Source organism: Pseudomonas sp. JUb52 (assembly GCF_004341115.1).
GTDB lineage: Bacteria > Pseudomonadota > Gammaproteobacteria > Pseudomonadales > Pseudomonadaceae > Chryseomonas > Chryseomonas oryzihabitans.
Genome location: NZ_SLYS01000005.1, coordinates 357,090 through 372,496, shown reverse-complemented (window position 1 = coordinate 372,496; position 15,407 = coordinate 357,090). Strand labels below are relative to the sequence as shown.

The window sequence follows — 15,407 nt, the reverse complement described above, 5'->3', positions numbered from 1 at the left end:
AGCGGCGACACAGCACGCTGGGGCACATCAGCCCAGAGGCCTTCGAGGCCAGGATGTGTGCTTAAACCCGTGTCCACGGCTGCTGGGCAAGATCAGTATTCCCGATGATGGCCGGGCTGCCCCAGGCCCAGCTGTTCTTCAATGTGGCCTTTTTCATCGTGCTGGTATCGCTGCTGGTACAGGGCTCCAGCCTGCCGCTGGCGGCCAAGCTGCTCAAGGTGACGGTCCCGCCGGAGCCGGCGCCCTTTTCCCGTGCCGGCCTGCAGGTCCATCCGACCAGCGAGTGGGAGCTGTTCATCTATCGCCTGGGCGCCGAGAAGTGGTGCATCGGCGCGGCCCTGCGCGAGCTGAAGATGCCCGAGGGCACTCGCATCGCCGCCCTGTTCCGTGGCGAGACCCTGCTGCACCCCTCCGGTAGTACCACCCTGGAAGCGGGCGACATCCTTTGCGTGGTCGGTCACGAGCACGACCTGCCCGCCCTGGGCCGACTGTTCAGCCAGGCGCCGCAGCAGACCCAGAGATTCTTCGGCGACTTCGTCCTGGAAGCCGACGCCGAACTCAGCGCCGTGGCCGCGCTCTACGGTCTGCAACTGGGCGAGGTGGACGGTAATCAGCGCCTCGGCAGCTTCATCACCCACGAGATCGGCGGCGAACCCATCGTCGGCGACCTGGTGGAATGGAACGGCCTGGTCTGGATCGTCGCGGCCATCGAGAACAAGCGCGTGCGCAAGGTCGGCGTCAAGTTTCCCGAAGGCCGCAGCAACGGGCCCGCGCTCTTTCTTTAACCGTGGATGAACAGGGTTCGCGCCCTGGAAGGCGCTATCTTGCGCCCTCGGCAGCGCCGCTTTAACCTCGCGCCTTTCCACTGCCCGACGCCTGCCGCATGCATCGCCTGTCCGCTCTGCTTCGCGCCGCCGCTCTCTGCGGCTGCCTGTTCACCCTTCCTGCCCTGGCTCAGGATTCCGGGCTGCCCGATGCCCAGCAGGTGCAGCAGAACCTGAACGGTCTGGCCGATCGCAAGCTGCCCGCTCCCGAGCAGAGTGCCGCCCAAGACAGCCTGCAGCAGACCCTCAAGCTGCTCGACCAGCGCGACCAATACGTCAAGCAGCTGGCCGATCTGCGCCAGCAACTGGCCCAGGCGCCGCAGCAGACCAAGGACGCCCAGCGACAACTGGCGCGCCTGCGCGCCGAGCCGATCAAGCCGGCCGAACAGCGCTATGCCGGCGCCACCCCCCAGGCCCTAGAGCAGCGCCTGAGCGAGACCAGCCTGGCGCTCAACAGCGTGCAAGACGACCTCAATGCGGCCAACAGTCTGGTGATCAATGCCCAGACGCGCCCCGAACGCGCCCAGGTCGACATCGCCAATCTGCAGACGCGCCAGCAGCAGATCGCCGATCTGCTCAAGGCCGGACGCGAGAACGCCAAGCCCCTCACCGCCGAACGGCGCGGGCAGTTGCTGGCGGAACAGGCGGCCGCCAATGCGCAGATCCAGCTGCTGCGCCAGGAACTGGCCGGCAACAGCGTGCTGCAGGATCTGGGTGCCATCCGCCGCGAACTCTTCACCGAGCAGGTCAAGCGCTACGAGCAGGAGACCCTGGACCTGCAGACGCTGATCAGCGGCAAGCGCCGCCAGCAATCGGAAAAGACCCTGGCCGAAGCCTCTCGCGAATCGGAAAAGACCGCCGGGGACGATGTGCTGTCCCAGGAGACCGGGCTCAATCTGCAACTGTCCGACTACCTGCTGCGCGCCACCGATCGCCTCAACGACCTCAATCGCCGCAATCTCGAGTCGCGCCAGCAGCTGGATCAGCTCAAGCAGACCACCGAGAACATGGAACAGCAGATCGGCGTGCTCAAGGGCAGCGTGCTGCTGTCCAAGCTGCTCTATCAGCAGCGAGCGGCGCTGCCCTCGATCAAGGTCAACAAGGACCTCACCGACGACATCGCCGATCTGCGTCTCTATCAGTTCGAACTCAATCAGCAGCGCGCCCAGATCGCTAATCCGGAAGGCTATGTCGACAATCTGCTGGCCCAGCAGCCGCCGGAAAAGGCCACCCCGCAGCTGCGTCAGCAACTGCTCGACCTGCTCAAGACCCGCAGCGAATTGCAGGAGCGCCTCAATACCGAGCTCAATGCCCTGCTCAGCGAATCCATCGATCTGCAGCTCAACCAGAACCAGCTGCGCAGCACCATTACCAGCCTGCGCGGCACCCTCGACGAGCAGATGTTCTGGATTCCCAGCAACAAGCCGCTGGACTGGAACTGGGTCAAGACCGCGCCCGGCAAGCTGCTGCAGCAACTGCGCGACGTACCCTGGGGCTCCAGCCTGCACGAACTCTATGTCGGTCTGGCCGAGCGACCACTGCTGCTGCTGCCGCTGGTGCTGGCCTTCGCCACCCTGATCTGGCAACGCCCGCGCATCCATGGGCGGGTCAACAAGCTCAACCAGGACATCGGCCACTATCAGCGCGATAGCCAGTTGCACACGCCCCAGGCCATCCTGCTCACCATCCTGCTGGGTCTGCCGGCGAGTCTGGTGCTCTGGCTGGGCGGCGTGGCCCTGGAGGGTGACGAACGCGGGGTCAACGCCGCCATCGGCGCGGCGCTGCTGGAGATCGCCGCCGGCTGGCTGGTGTTCTACACGGTGTACCGCCTGCTGGCCTCCGGCGGCGTGGCCGAGACCCACTTCCGCTGGGCCCGCCCCCAGGCGCAGTCGTTGCGCCGACTGGTCAGACGGGTGGGTCTGCTGGCCCTGGCGCTGATGGCGGTGGTGGCCATCGCCGAGCGCCAGCTCGCCGGCCTGGCCGACGACGTCCTCGGCATCCTCATCGTCCTGGTCGCCTACGCCAGCCTGGCCTGGATGCTCGGTCGCTCCCTGCTCAACGCCACCGCCCGCGAGCGCCTGCCGTTCTTCCGCCTGCTGCTGGGCCTGATGATCACCGCCATTCCGGCCGTGCTGTTCTTCGCCGTGCTCTTTGGCTACTACTACACCGCGCTCAAGCTCACCGATCGCCTGGTGGACACCCTCTATGTGCTGATGGCCTGGATTATCCTCGAAGCCACCCTGGCCCGCGGCCTGAGCGTGGCCGCGCGGCGCCTGGCCTACCAGCGCGCCATCCAGAAGCGCCAGGCGCAGCAGGAAGACGCCGAGGGCGTCGAGGTGGTGCAGGAGCCAACCCTGGACATGGAACAGGTCAACCAGCAGTCCTCGCGGCTGCTGCGCCTGACCCTGCTGCTGGCCTTCCTCGGCGTGCTCTACCTGGTCTGGGCCGACGTGGTGGCGGTGTTCTCCTACCTGGACAACGTCACCCTCTACCAGTACACCAGCGGCACCGGCGCCGCCGCCACCCAGGTGCCCCTGACGCTGCGGGTGTTCATCATCGCCCTGGTGATCGCCGGTCTCACCGTCGCCCTTGCACGCAACCTGCCGGGCCTGCTGGAGGTGCTGGTGCTGTCACGGCTGAATCTGGCCCAGGGCAGCGCCTACGCCACCACCACCCTGCTCTCCTACGTCATCGTCGGCTTCGGCACCGTGACCACCCTGGCGACCCTGGGGGTGAGCTGGGACAAGCTGCAGTGGCTGGCCACCGCCCTCTCGGTCGGTCTGGGTTTCGGCTTGCAGGAGATCTTCGGTAACTTCATCTCCGGCCTGATCATCCTCTTCGAGCGCCCGGTGCGCGTCGGCGACCTCATCACCATCGGCAACGTGACCGGCACGGTAAACAAGATCCGCATCCGCGCCACCCATATCACCGACGCCGACCGCAAGTCGGTGGTGGTGCCGAACAAGACCTTCGTCACCAGCCAGCTGATCAACTGGACGCTGACCGACACCGTCACCCGTATCGTGCTGACCTTCGGGGTCAATCGCGGCAGCGACCTGGCCCAGGCACAACAGCTGATCATGCAGGCGGTCAAGGAGAATCCGCGGGTACTGCATGACCCCGAACCCTCGCTGTTCGTCACCCACTATGGCGCCACCACCCTGGATCACGAACTGCGCATCTATGTCCGGGAATTGGGCGATCGCAGCGCCGCCACCGATGAGCTGATCCGCCGGGTCGACCAGTTGCTGCGCGACGCCGGCATCAACCTGCTGTCCACGCCGCAGATGGAAATCACCCTGAAGAATCGACACGGAGCGGAGAAACAACTGGGCAAAAAGCCTCTCCTACCTGAAGGGGATGCCCAGCAGGAGGCCGAGGATCCCAAGCCACCCAAGGCCTGACGGCCCCTGCGCGGATAGTTCGGGAGACCCATGAAACAGCTGCTCGACCTGACCTTCGACAACAGATTCGCCCGCCTGGGCGATGACTTCTCCACCCGCATCGACCCCCGGCCGCTGGACGATCCGCGGCTGGTGGTCGCTTCGCCCGCCGCCCTGGCCCTGCTGGACCTGGATCCGGCGGTGGCCGCGACGCCCGAGTTCACCCAGGTGTTCGCCGGAGCCCAGCTCTGGGACAGCGCCGAGCCCCGGGCCATGGTCTATTCCGGCCACCAGTTCGGCTCCTACAACCCCCGCCTCGGCGATGGCCGTGGCCTGCTGCTGGGCGAAGTGGTCAACGACCGCGGCGAGCACTGGGACCTGCACCTCAAGGGCGCCGGCCTCACGCCGTTCTCGCGCATGGGCGACGGCCGCGCCGTGCTGCGCTCCTCCATCCGCGAATTCCTCGCCTCCGAGGCCCTGCACGCCCTGGGCATCCCGACCACCCGCGCCCTGTGCGTGATCGGCTCCAGCACCCAGGTGGTGCGCGAGCGGCTGGAAACCGGCGCCACCCTGTTGCGGATGGCCCCCAGCCACGTGCGCTTCGGCCACTTCGAATACTTCTACTACACCCGCCAGCACTCGCTGCTGGAGCAACTGGGCGAACACGTCCTGGCCGCGCACTTCCCCGACCTGCTGGGCACCCCGGAACCCTGGGCGGCGCTGTTTCGCGAGGTGGTCGAACGCAACGCCCGGCTGATCGCCTACTGGCAGGCCTACGGCTTCTGCCATGGGGTGATGAACACCGACAACTTCTCGATCCTGGGTCTCACCTTCGATTTCGGCCCCTTCGCCTTTCTCGACGACTTCGACGCCCAGTTCATCTGCAACCACTCCGATCACACGGGGCGCTACTCCTACAGCAACCAGGTGCCCATCGCCCACTGGAACCTGGCGGCCCTGGCCCAGGCCCTGACGCCCAAGGTGGCGGTCGAGACGCTGCAGGAGAGCATCGCCCTCTTCCTGCCGCTGTATCAGGCGCACTACCTCGACCTGATGCGCCGGCGTCTGGGTCTGCAGGAAGCGCGGGACGAAGACCAAGAACTGGTCGAACGCCTGCTGGCCCTGATGCAGCAGGGCGGCGTGGACTATCACCTGTTCTTCCGCCAGCTGGGCGAAGACGAACCCGCCGCGGCGCTGGCCCGGGTGCGCGAGGACTTCATCGACCTGCGCGGCTTCGACGACTGGAGCCAGGCCTATCGCACCCGCCTGGACGCCGAAGGCGGCGCGGCGGCCGAGCGCACCACCCGCATGAACGCGGTCAATCCGCTGTTCGTGCTGCGCAACTACCTGGCCCAGCAGGCGATCGAGCAGGCCGAAGCGGGCGACTACAGCGAGGTGCGCCTGCTGCACGAGGTGCTGTCACGCCCCTTCGAGGCTCAGCCGGGACGCGAACGCTTCGCCCTGCGGCCGCCGGACTGGGGCAAGCACTTGGAGATCAGCTGCTCGTCCTGAAACCAAGCGTCGGCACTCAGAGGCTGTTCAAAGTCTCGCGAGCTAGAGCCAAACAAGGCGAAAAGACCTGAGGAAGCGGAGTTTACGAGTAGTAAATGAGCATTCTGAAGGGCTTTTCAACGCCGTTTGGCCGACGCGCAGCAGACTTTGAATAGGCTCAGGCGCCGTTGACCTGGAAGACGTGCCTCAGGTAGTGCAGGAAGTCGGGATCGCCGCCCTGGGCCTTGCCCGGGGCGTCGGAGATCTTCGCCACCGGCTGGCCGTTGCAGCGACTCATCTTGAGCACCATGTTCATCGGCTGCACCCCCGGGATGTCGCAGGTGAAATGGGTGCCGATGCCAAAGCTCACGTTGATTCGCTCGCGCAGGGCCCGGAACAGGGCGAGGGCCTTTTCCAGATTGAGCGAGTCGGAAAACACCAGGGTCTTGGTCAGGGGATCGATGCCCAGCTGCTGATAGTGGGCGATGGCCTTTTCCGCCCACTGCAGGGGATCGCCGCTGTCATGGCGCAGGCCGTCGAACAGCTTGGCGAAGTAGAGATCGAAATCGCGCAGGAAGGCATCCATGGTGATGGTGTCGGTCAGGGCGATGCCGAGTTGTCCGCGATACTCCCGTACCCAGCAGTCGAGGGCGGCGATCTGGCTGTCGATCAGCCGCGGGCCCAGTTGCTGGTGCGCCATCAGCCACTCGTGAGCCATGGTACCCAGGGGTGCGACGCCCAGCTTCCAGGCCAGGTGGACGTTGCTGGTGCCGACGAAGCGACCGGGGAAGTCATCCCTGAGGCTGCGTACCACCATCTCCTGCACGCCATAGGAGAAGCGCCGCCGGGTGCCGAAGTCGGCCATCTTGAATTCGGCCAGTTCGTCGGCGCCCGCCTCCCGGGCCAGCCAGTCGAACTTGCGATAGAGCTGATCCCGAGCCACCTGCAGCGGCAGGTCGGCATGGCGCTGGCGATTGCGCACCTCGCTGATCAGCGCCAGGATCGGCACCTCGAACAGGATCAGGTGCAGCCAGGGGCCTTTCAGGGTCAGGGTGAAACGCCCTTCTTCCTCACCCAGGAACACATAGGAGGGATTGAAACGGAACAGTCGCAGGAAACGGATAAAATCGGGGGTGATGAAGGGGATGCGCTCGAGAAAGGCCAGCTGGCTGTCACTGATGGCGACATCGGCCAGGGCGTCGATCTCGGCCTGGATGGCCGCGTGGTAGGGACGCAGGTCCTCGTCGTTGCGGCAGCGAAAGGCCCACTCAACTTCCGCATTGGGATAGTTGTGCAGGACGGCCTGCATCATGGTGAGCTTGTAGAAGTCGGTGTCCAGCAGGCTCTGCACGGCCTGCTCGGAAAAACTATCGGCCATCATTGGCGGGGCTCGGCAGCTATTGGTCAATCGACAGCATGCCGAACTTGCCGGGGAAGCGAAAGGCGCTTGACCGCCCGGGGGCCTAGCGGTTGTGGGTCTGGGTCATGCCGAAGAGAAACAGCAGCAGATCCTGGCTACCGGTGCTGGAGGTGGTCAGGCTGCGGGTGACCGGTGTCTGGCAGTAGTCCAGCCCCTCGCTGCCGACGACCACGGCCGCCGGCCGTAGCCAGCTCGCATATGCCAGGGTGGTGACCCCGCAGAAAGCCGCGATCAGCAAACCTCGAGTAATTTGTGAAGTCATGGCTCTAACCCTCTGATCTTCCGTCCCAACGCCTGTTGGTAAACGTAGAGGAGAGTTCGCCATTGCGCAGCATTCCACGACGAATGGCGGCGCAATTGCAGCATATCCCGACGAGCGGCCGTGTCTATGCCGAGGCGCTGGCGACATTTCTCCAGATCGAGCAGGGCCACCGAGAATTCCTTGCCCTGGGGGCCGGCTCGTTCGGCGACGAAGATGTGCTTGGGATAGAGGCAACCGTGCTGCCAGCGATGCCGGTGCATGCGCGCCAGCACCTCGCCGAGGGTGGCCAGGAACCGCTCGTGCTCGGCCTCGCTAAGCGCCTTGCCACCGCCTTCGGCATACCAGTGATCGAGGTCCTGGTAGCCTTCCAGGGCCGCGCTCACCAGCAGGGCGCGCCAGCCGCCCTGGGCATGCTGGGCATCGCAGAACAGCAATTCGGGAACCTGGATACCCAGATCGCGAAAGGCGATCAGCGCATCGCGCTCGCGCAGGGCGGTGGGACGCCCCAGGGGGTGACGCAGGCTACGATAGAGGTGGCCGACCTGGCGCTTGACATAGGCCAGGGTGCCGTCAGGGAGTTGCAGGCGCTGGACACCGCTTTCGCCACCGCGGCGGACATTGGGCGCTTCCACCCAGTCGCCCGCGGTGTTCCACCAGCGATCGAAACGCTCTTCGCCTTGCGTCACGGCTCCCATCGGCTGCCTCTCTTATTCTGAAATAGCTTCAATTGGCCTTGCGCAGGACGTAGACCCGCCACATGGCATAGCCCGGCAGGAAATCCAGGGCCCGGTCGACGACAAAGCCGGCCTGGGCGACTTCCGCCTCGAACTGGCTGCGCTCGACGATGAATCTGTTCTGATAACCGCCGCGGTCGCGGCCCTGAGCCTTGCGACGACGCTCCAGCGCCTGACGCCGCCAGGCCTTGAAGTTACCGTCCACCCACAGCGACAGGATGACGCTGTCGCGAGTCACCCGGTGGAACTCCTGCAGCAGGGCCAGACGGTCCGCCGATTCGCCCACATGGTGAAACAAACGCATACAGAAAATACAATCTACAGAATTGTCGGACAGGTCGATAGCGAAAGCCGACGTCTGCAGCGTCTTCACCCGGGCGACGACGTCCGCGGGCTGCTGTTCACGGGCGGTGGCCAGCATGTTTTCCGAGTAGTCGGCACCGATGATCAGGCGATTGCGCTTCTCCGCCAGCAGCGGCCAGAAGCGGCCGGCGCCACTGGGCAGATCCAGCACCAGATTGGGCTGGCCGGCGATGCTCAGGGCCTGCCGGGCGAGCTGCTGGTCGCGCCAGTTGGACAGGCGCCGGGCAAGGCCGTCCTGATGCTTCAGGAAATACTGGCGAGCGTGGTCAGCGTCGTACTTTTGCGAAAAGGGCAGGTCGATGGGCGCTTTCACGGAGGCGGCTCCTGGAGGAGTGGAAAAGTTCCGCCACCCTACCCAGGCCCCTGTCAAACAGCGGTCAAGGCATTGTGAAATTTCTGTAACCTCAGTCCGCTAGTCTGTCGCTTCGGAGCGCTATCTCAAAGCGACAGCCACCCGCCGCGCTGTCACCCAGGGTCACGCTCCAGCCTTGCAGCTGGCAGATCCTGCGGACCAGCGACAGCCCCAGTCCGAGTCCTTCGCCACGCCCCTCGGCGCCCCGCACGAAGGGCTGGAACATCGCCTCGCGCTGCTCCTCGGGAATGCCTACGCCGCTGTCTTCCACCACGAAACCGTCGGTTCCGACCTGCAGGCCGATATAACCCCGCTCGGTGTAGTGCAGCGCATTGCGCAGCAGATTGCTCATTACCGAGCGCAGGAAGGGTTCGTGCCAGAGCGCCTGGTCAGCCTCCGGCGCCACGCTCAGCCGCCACTGCAGGCCCTTGGCTTCCACCGCCCCCTGCCATTCCTGCGTCTGGCGTCGCGCCACCTCGGCCAGGGTTGCACGCGGCGCCTGGGTGTCGCTGTCGCCCTGGTTGCGCGCCAGGGCAAGAAAGGTCTGCATCAGCTCCTGCATCTCCCGCGCCGCGCGGGTCATCCGCTCCAGCGGCCCCTTCGCCCGGGCTGGCAGGCCCGGCGTGGCCTCAAGCAATTCGCAGGAGGAATTGATCACCATCAGCGGGGTGCGCAACTCATGACTGACGTCACTGGTGAACAGGCGCTCCCGGGCCAGGGCGGCGCGCAGGCGATTCAGGGCGTCATCGAAGGCGCCGGCCAACTCGCCGACCTCGTCCTTGGCATAGTCCGGCGCCAGGGGCGGCGTCACATCGAGCAACTGGTCACGCCGGCGTACCTGACGCGCCAGCCGCACCACCGGGGCGATCACCCGCCGCGCCAGCGCCCAGCCCAGCAGCCAGGCCAGGGCCACGCTGATCAGGAAGCCGACCAGCACCACCTTGTAGAGCAGCCGCTCGCGCGCCTCGAAGTCGCTCTGGTTCTGCAGCAGGACGAAGTGATTGCCCTCCAGCTCGGCCACATAGGCATAGAAGTACTGCTGATCCTCTTCCACCTCGCTGAAGCCCATCGGCAGCTCGCGCAGATGGTCAGGCAATTGCGCGGTCTCGGCGAGGGGCACGAAATACAGACGCATGTCGGGATCCAGCACCGGCTGGCCACCGCGTTTCATGTCGCGCTGCACCATGCGCTCCAGTTCGTTGCGCAGGTCGGTGGAGATCAGCCGCTCTTCCACGGTGTGCACCACCGCGACAATGCCCAGGGAAAACACCCCGCCGACCAGGAAGGTCATCAGCACGAAGGCGATGACGATCCGCCGTGACAGGCTCAGGTGGTATTCCATGGCTACTCCTGCTCGACCAGTTTGTAGCCCACCCCGTGAATGGTGCGCAGCAGCGGCTGCTCGAAGGGCTTGTCGATCACCTGGCGCAACTGGTGGACATGGCTGCGCAAGCTGTCGCTGTCGGGGTAGTCCTCGCCCCACACCGCCTCCTCCAGCACCTCGCGCCGCACCACGTGGGGCGACTTCTGCATCAGCAGGGCGAGGATCTTGAGGCCGATGGGATTGAGCTTGAGCGGCTTGCCGGCGCGACTGACCTCCAGGGTGTCCAGGTCATAGCTGAGATCGGCGACCTGCAACTGGCGGCGCCCGCCGCCCTTGGCCCGACGCATCACCGCCTCGACGCGGGCGGCCAGTTCGGACAGGGCGAAGGGTTTGACCAGATAGTCGTCGGCGCCCGAGCGAAAGCCTTCCAGGCGATCATCGAGCTGATCGCGGGCGGTGAGCATGATCACCGGGGTGTCGCGGCGGGCATCCTGGCGCAGCCGCTGGCAGAGGGTATAGCCATCGATGCCGGGCAGCATGATGTCGAGGATCAGCAGGTCATAGTGCTCGGTCGCGGCCAGGTGCAGGCCCGACAGCCCATCCTGGGCGCAATCCACGCTGTAGCCTTTGAGGCTGAGGTAATCCAGCAGGTTGCTGAGGATGTCCTTGTTGTCTTCTACCACCAGGATACGCATGTCGCTGACCTCTTGCCCGAGCCCGCCGCGGGCCTGGTTGTCGTCTGTTCGGCACAGAGCCTAACCGGCCCTGGGGCCCTCGACCAGCACCAGGCGGGCCAAAGGCCGGCCATAAAAAACCCCGGTGTCCGCGAGGAGCACCGGGGTTCGGCTCGGCCCTAGGGCCGGAGCGGCTCTTACATCATGCCGCCCATGCCACCCATGCCGCCCATGTCGGGCATGGCCGGGGCTGCGTCGTCTTTCGGCAGCTCAGCCACGATGGCTTCGGTGGTGATCAGCAGACCGGCGATGGAGGAAGCGGCCTGCAGCGCGCTGCGGGTCACCTTGGCCGGGTCGATGATGCCGAATTCCAGCATGTCGCCGTATTCGCCGGTAGCGGCGTTGTAGCCGTAGTTGCCGCTGCCCTGCTTGACCTTGTCCAGCACGACGGAGGCTTCGTCACCGGCGTTGGTCACGATCTGGCGCAGGGGCGCTTCGACGGCGCGACGCAGGATGTTGATACCGGCGTTCTGCTCTTCGTTGATGCCTTTCAGATCCTTCAGAGCGTCCAGGGCGCGGACCAGGGCCACACCACCGCCAGGCACCACGCCTTCTTCGACGGCTGCACGGGTCGCGTGCAGGGCGTCTTCGACGCGGGCTTTCTTCTCTTTCATCTCGACTTCGGTAGCAGCGCCAACCTTGATCACGGCAACACCGCCAGCCAGCTTGGCCAGACGCTCTTGCAGCTTCTCCTTGTCGTAGTCGGAAGAGGTTTCTTCTACCTGGGCACGGATCTGCTTGATACGGGCCTGGATGTCGGCTTCGACGCCAGCGCCGTCGATGACGGTGGTGTTTTCCTTGTTCAGGACCACACGCTTGGCTTGACCCAGGTGCTCCAGGGTGGTGCTTTCCAGGCTCAGGCCGACTTCTTCGGAGATGACGGTACCGCCGGTCAGGATGGCGATGTCCTGCAGCATGGCCTTGCGACGATCACCGAAGCCGGGCGCCTTGACGGCAGCGACCTTGACGATACCGCGCATGTTGTTGACCACCAGGGTGGCCAGGGCTTCGCCTTCGACGTCTTCGGCGACGATCAGCAGCGGGCGACCGGCCTTGGCGACAGCTTCCAGCACCGGCAGCAGTTCGCGGATATTGGAGATCTTCTTGTCGACCAGCAGCAGCAGCGGGCTGTCCAGCTCGGCCGACATGGTGTCGGGCTTGTTGATGAAGTAGGGCGACAGGTAGCCACGGTCGAACTGCATGCCTTCGACGACGGACAGTTCGTTTTCCAGGCCCGAGCCTTCTTCGACGGTGATGACGCCTTCCTTACCAACTTTCTCCATGGCTTCGGCGATGATGTTGCCGATGCTGTCGTCGGAGTTGGCGGAGATGGTGCCTACCTGGGCGATGGCCTTGCTGTCAGCGCAGGGCTTGGACAGGTTCTTCAGCTCGGCGACGACGGCAGCGGTGGCCTTGTCGATGCCGCGCTTCAGATCCATCGGGTTCAGGCCGGCGGCCACGGACTTCAGGCCTTCGGTGACAATGGCCTGGGCCAGTACGGTGGCGGTGGTGGTGCCGTCACCGGCAGCATCGTTGGCCTTGGAGGCCACGTCTTTCACCAGCTGGGCGCCGATGTTCTCGATCTTGTCCTTGAGTTCGATCTCCTTGGCGACGGATACGCCGTCCTTGGTGATCAGGGGAGCACCGAAGCTACGCTCCAGAACCACGTTGCGGCCTTTCGGGCCCAGGGTAGCCTTGACGGCGTCGGCCAGGGTGTTGACACCGGTCAGCAGCTTCTTGCGCGCGGAGTCACCGAATTTGACGTCTTTTGCAGCCATGTTCTGTTTCCTCTAAGAAATTCGAAAAGTGAGCGGGGATCAGCCTTCGATGACGGCCAGGATTTCGGACTCAGCCATCACCAGCAGTTCTTCGCCATCGACCTTGATGGCGTTGCTGCCGGAATAGGGACCGAAAACCACCTTGTCACCCACCTTCACCGCCGGAGCACGGACATCACCGTTGTCCAGCACGCGTCCAGTGCCTACGGCAACCACTTCACCGCGGTTCGGCTTTTCGGCAGCCGAGCCCGGCAGCACGATGCCGCCAGCGGATTTGGTCTCTTCTTCGCTGCGACGAATCACAACGCGATCATGCAGAGGACGAAGCGCCATTGTCGTATCTCCCAAAGTTCTAAGTGTTTCCAGCGCCGATGACTGCATCGGCAGTTTGTTTTTACCGGCTGCGCCGGGTGCGCCCCGTGCATGACAGGACGCGAAACCTGCTCGCCTTGCGGCGACAACCTTGCGGTGTCCGCTACATGAGGTTGTCGCCAGGCATTTCAAGGGTGGTGGATAAAATTTTTAGTGCTTTTGCTCGTCGCGGCGCACCACTTCACCTTCGATCACCTCGGGGCGATGGGGAGCGGCCTGACCAGCGCCCGGCTGATGGCCATGGTAGCCCTGGGCACCGGGGTTGCGCCGGGTCACCCGGCCGATCACCGCGCCCAGCAGGGCCTTGCGGGTCACCGGCAGGAGGCAGATGAGCGCCAGCACATCGCTGATGAAGCCCGGGAAGATCAGCAGGGCGCCGGCGATCGCCAGGGTCAGACCCTGGATGACTTCCTGCTCGGGCATCTGCCCCTGGGCCAGGCGCATGCGGATGCGCCAGAGGGTGGTGAAGCCGGCGACGCGCAGCAGGGCGACGCCGACCAGAAAGCTCAGCAACAGCAGGGCGAAGGTGGCGAGCACGCCGATTTCGCTGCCGATCTTGATGAGCACGGCCAGTTCCACAAAGGGGAACAGCAAGAAGAGTAAGGCGGTCACGCGCATCTCGGGTCCTTCACGGTGGAAACCGGTTGAAAGACAGGAGATGGAGGCGGCCACGCCGATTTCAAGGTGGCCACCCGGCGGCGCCCGGAAACGTCAAGGCCGCAAAAATCGCGGCCTTGACGGGTTGGCGCCTGCCTAGGGAAACATGACGTTACCAGGACACGCCGACACCGGCGGTGTACTCGGTCTGGTTGACGTTGCCCTCGGCACCGCTGGTCAGTTCCTTGGACGCCTTGAGGTTCAGCGACGCCCAGTTGGTCACCTTGTATCTCAGGCCGACGTCGCCATCGAAGGTCAAGTTGGCGGTGTTGTCCAGCGGCCGGCCCAGTTCACCCGTGGTGAAGAACTGGATGGTCTGGCCGTACAGATAGCGGTTGTAGTCCCACTTCACGCTCGCCGAGAGGAACTGGTCGGAGCCGCCGTCGGAGTACTCGTAGCGGTTGTGGTTGAGCAGACCGGTCAGGGAGAAGGCGCCCAGCTCGTTGTCCCAGAACTGGTAACCGGGACCGGTACCCAGGGTGCGCTGCTTGGCCAGGTCCTGGATCCAGTCGCGCTTGTATTCGGCGCGGCCCTGCCAGAAGAATTTCTCGTCGAAGAAGCGATCCAGGGCGTACTGCAGACCGTACTTGCTGGTCGAGACCACGTCGTCGGTCTTGTAGCGGTCATAGCTGCCGTTGGCGTTGTGCCGCCACATGCCGTGCCGGGCCTGGGTCTTGAAGTCGATGTCGTACTTCTCGCTGTCCTGGGACGAGCTGATGTAGTCCAGGCCAGCGTCGATGTTGCCCTTCCAGGCGAAGTCGCGCAGGAAGGGACGCGGCGGCACGATCTGGGTGATGCTGGCCAGGGGCACGGTCTGCTGGCCATCGGCAGTACTGACCACCACCTGACCGTCGTCGGCCGGCTTGAGGCTTTCCACCGGGAAATCGGGTTCGTACTTGCCGCGCTGGACGATGACGGGCTTGTCACGCTGCAGGGTCTTGATCTTGTCCCAGGACAGGGGAATGTTGCCGCCATATTCGGTCTGCAGGAGCAGCTTCTTGCTGTCGAGCAGCTTGATGGTTCCGGTCAGGCGGTCGCCGTTCTTCAGCCAGACGGTGTCGGCATGGGCGAAGGAGGCGAGTGACAACAGCGCGAGCGAGGAGAGCAATCGAAAACGCATGGGCACCAGGACACCTTTGGGTGGACTTGGGTGGAAAGGTAACGAAACGAGAGGGGCGCGATTATCCGGGTGCCAGAGACCCGCGCAACCATTCCTGGGTAAAAGTTAGGCAAGTTTCCGGAAATACTGCCCAAAGGTCGGACGTCTTGGGAGAATGTGGCAGCTCGACACGTTTCAGCACCACCGTAACCAAACTTTTCGGCACACTGGCACTCTTCTCCCCGGAGCAGCAGGGCGTCATGAGCGCATCCCCTCCCCTCGAACCCCGGCGTCAGGCCGTCTTCCTGGCGCTGGCCGCCATTCCCGCGGGGCGGGTGGTCAGCTATGGCCAGCTGGCGGAACTCGCCGGCCTCGGTCGCGGCGCGCGCTGGGTGGGCTGGGTGCTGGGACGCCTGCCCGAGGGCAGCGCCCTGCCCTGGCACCGGGTGATCGCCGCGGACGGCCGCCCGAGCCTGACCCGCGACAGCCCCTCTGGCCGGGAGCAGCGCGAACGGTTGCGCGCCGAGGGCGTGCTGCTGCACGAGGACCGGGTGGACATGCGTCGGTACCGGTGGAATCCAGCTGAGAGTGTCGAGTAGAGTGCGCGTTTTTTC

General features: G+C 64.9%; 13 protein-coding genes and 1 pseudogene. 4 read left to right on the top strand and 10 right to left on the bottom strand.

Translation table 11 applies throughout. The features are described from left to right. Positions 1-92: 92 nt before the first annotated feature. The 3 genes and pseudogenes from EC839_RS11590 to selO all read left to right on the top strand — a co-directional run. Positions 93-785: pseudogene (locus EC839_RS11590) on the top strand (TrkA C-terminal domain-containing protein); the annotation flags it as partial. A gap of 98 nt (positions 786-883) precedes the next feature. Continuing rightward, positions 884-4,228, top strand: a complete 3,345-nt coding sequence (gene mscK / locus EC839_RS11585) for a mechanosensitive channel MscK (protein WP_007161942.1) — start codon at positions 884-886, stop codon at positions 4,226-4,228. Between the two features lie 30 nt (positions 4,229-4,258). After that, the gene (selO, locus tag EC839_RS11580; protein WP_007161941.1) at positions 4,259-5,719 is read left to right on the top strand and encodes a protein adenylyltransferase SelO; all 1,461 of its coding nucleotides are present in this window, start codon (positions 4,259-4,261) and stop codon (positions 5,717-5,719) included. Between the two features lie 157 nt (positions 5,720-5,876). On the opposite strand, the gene pncB is transcribed toward selO, so the two are convergent. From pncB to EC839_RS11530, 10 genes are all read right to left on the bottom strand, one after another. Next, positions 5,877-7,079, bottom strand: coding sequence for a nicotinate phosphoribosyltransferase (pncB, locus tag EC839_RS11575; RefSeq protein WP_007161940.1), 1,203 nt, complete (start codon positions 7,077-7,079; stop codon positions 5,877-5,879). An 82-nt stretch (positions 7,080-7,161) separates the two neighbouring features. After that, a complete protein-coding gene (locus EC839_RS11570; protein ID WP_177416716.1) occupies positions 7,162-7,380 on the bottom strand; it encodes a hypothetical protein in 219 nt (72 codons plus the stop codon). Then, positions 7,377-8,075: a lipopolysaccharide kinase InaA family protein gene (locus tag EC839_RS11565; RefSeq protein WP_007161938.1), complete on the bottom strand. Its 699-nt coding sequence runs from the start codon at positions 8,073-8,075 to the stop codon at positions 7,377-7,379. The genes EC839_RS11570 and EC839_RS11565 overlap by 4 nt, the downstream gene beginning before the upstream one ends. A 28-nt stretch (positions 8,076-8,103) precedes the next feature. Then, complete coding sequence (locus EC839_RS11560; protein ID WP_007161937.1) at positions 8,104-8,790, bottom strand: class I SAM-dependent methyltransferase; 687 nt, start codon at positions 8,788-8,790, stop codon at positions 8,104-8,106. Positions 8,791-8,881: 91 nt separating this feature from the next. Beyond that, entirely contained in the window at positions 8,882-10,171 is a 1,290-nt protein-coding gene (locus EC839_RS11555; protein WP_007161936.1) for a HAMP domain-containing sensor histidine kinase, read from the bottom strand. Positions 10,172-10,173: 2 nt separating this feature from the next. Beyond that, positions 10,174-10,848 carry a response regulator transcription factor gene (locus tag EC839_RS11550; RefSeq protein ID WP_007161935.1) on the bottom strand — a complete coding sequence of 225 codons (675 nt, stop codon included), beginning with the start codon at positions 10,846-10,848 and terminating at the stop codon, positions 10,174-10,176. Positions 10,849-11,024: 176 nt separating this feature from the next. Beyond that, the gene (gene groL, locus EC839_RS11545; RefSeq protein ID WP_007161934.1) at positions 11,025-12,665 is read right to left on the bottom strand and encodes a chaperonin GroEL; all 1,641 of its coding nucleotides are present in this window, start codon (positions 12,663-12,665) and stop codon (positions 11,025-11,027) included. A 39-nt stretch (positions 12,666-12,704) separates the two neighbouring features. After that, complete coding sequence (locus EC839_RS11540) at positions 12,705-12,998, bottom strand: co-chaperone GroES (protein WP_007161933.1); 294 nt, start codon at positions 12,996-12,998, stop codon at positions 12,705-12,707. Positions 12,999-13,187: 189 nt separating this feature from the next. Continuing rightward, positions 13,188-13,655: an FxsA family protein gene (locus EC839_RS11535; RefSeq protein ID WP_132832553.1), complete on the bottom strand. Its 468-nt coding sequence runs from the start codon at positions 13,653-13,655 to the stop codon at positions 13,188-13,190. Between the two features lie 151 nt (positions 13,656-13,806). Then, positions 13,807-14,814: a DUF481 domain-containing protein gene (locus EC839_RS11530; protein WP_132832552.1), complete on the bottom strand. Its 1,008-nt coding sequence runs from the start codon at positions 14,812-14,814 to the stop codon at positions 13,807-13,809. Between the two features lie 239 nt (positions 14,815-15,053). Between EC839_RS11530 and EC839_RS11525 the strand changes: the two genes are divergently transcribed. After that, complete coding sequence (locus EC839_RS11525; RefSeq protein WP_007161930.1) at positions 15,054-15,392, top strand: MGMT family protein; 339 nt, start codon at positions 15,054-15,056, stop codon at positions 15,390-15,392. The last annotated feature ends 15 nt before the right edge of the window (positions 15,393-15,407 follow it).

Coding starts and splice junctions, on each gene's coding strand:
- EC839_RS11570 (WP_177416716.1), bottom strand. CDS start 7,380: ATGACTTCACAAATTACTCGAGGTTTGCTGATCGCGGCTTTCTGCGGG.
- pncB (WP_007161940.1), bottom strand. CDS start 7,079: ATGATGGCCGATAGTTTTTCCGAGCAGGCCGTGCAGAGCCTGCTGGAC.
- EC839_RS11565 (WP_007161938.1), bottom strand. CDS start 8,075: ATGGGAGCCGTGACGCAAGGCGAAGAGCGTTTCGATCGCTGGTGGAAC.
- EC839_RS11525 (WP_007161930.1), top strand. CDS start 15,054: ATGAGCGCATCCCCTCCCCTCGAACCCCGGCGTCAGGCCGTCTTCCTG.
- groL (WP_007161934.1), bottom strand. CDS start 12,665: ATGGCTGCAAAAGACGTCAAATTCGGTGACTCCGCGCGCAAGAAGCTG.
- EC839_RS11555 (WP_007161936.1), bottom strand. CDS start 10,171: ATGGAATACCACCTGAGCCTGTCACGGCGGATCGTCATCGCCTTCGTG.
- EC839_RS11535 (WP_132832553.1), bottom strand. CDS start 13,655: ATGCGCGTGACCGCCTTACTCTTCTTGCTGTTCCCCTTTGTGGAACTG.
- mscK (WP_007161942.1), top strand. CDS start 884: ATGCATCGCCTGTCCGCTCTGCTTCGCGCCGCCGCTCTCTGCGGCTGC.
- EC839_RS11550 (WP_007161935.1), bottom strand. CDS start 10,848: ATGCGTATCCTGGTGGTAGAAGACAACAAGGACATCCTCAGCAACCTG.
- EC839_RS11540 (WP_007161933.1), bottom strand. CDS start 12,998: ATGGCGCTTCGTCCTCTGCATGATCGCGTTGTGATTCGTCGCAGCGAA.
- selO (WP_007161941.1), top strand. CDS start 4,259: ATGAAACAGCTGCTCGACCTGACCTTCGACAACAGATTCGCCCGCCTG.
- EC839_RS11530 (WP_132832552.1), bottom strand. CDS start 14,814: ATGCGTTTTCGATTGCTCTCCTCGCTCGCGCTGTTGTCACTCGCCTCC.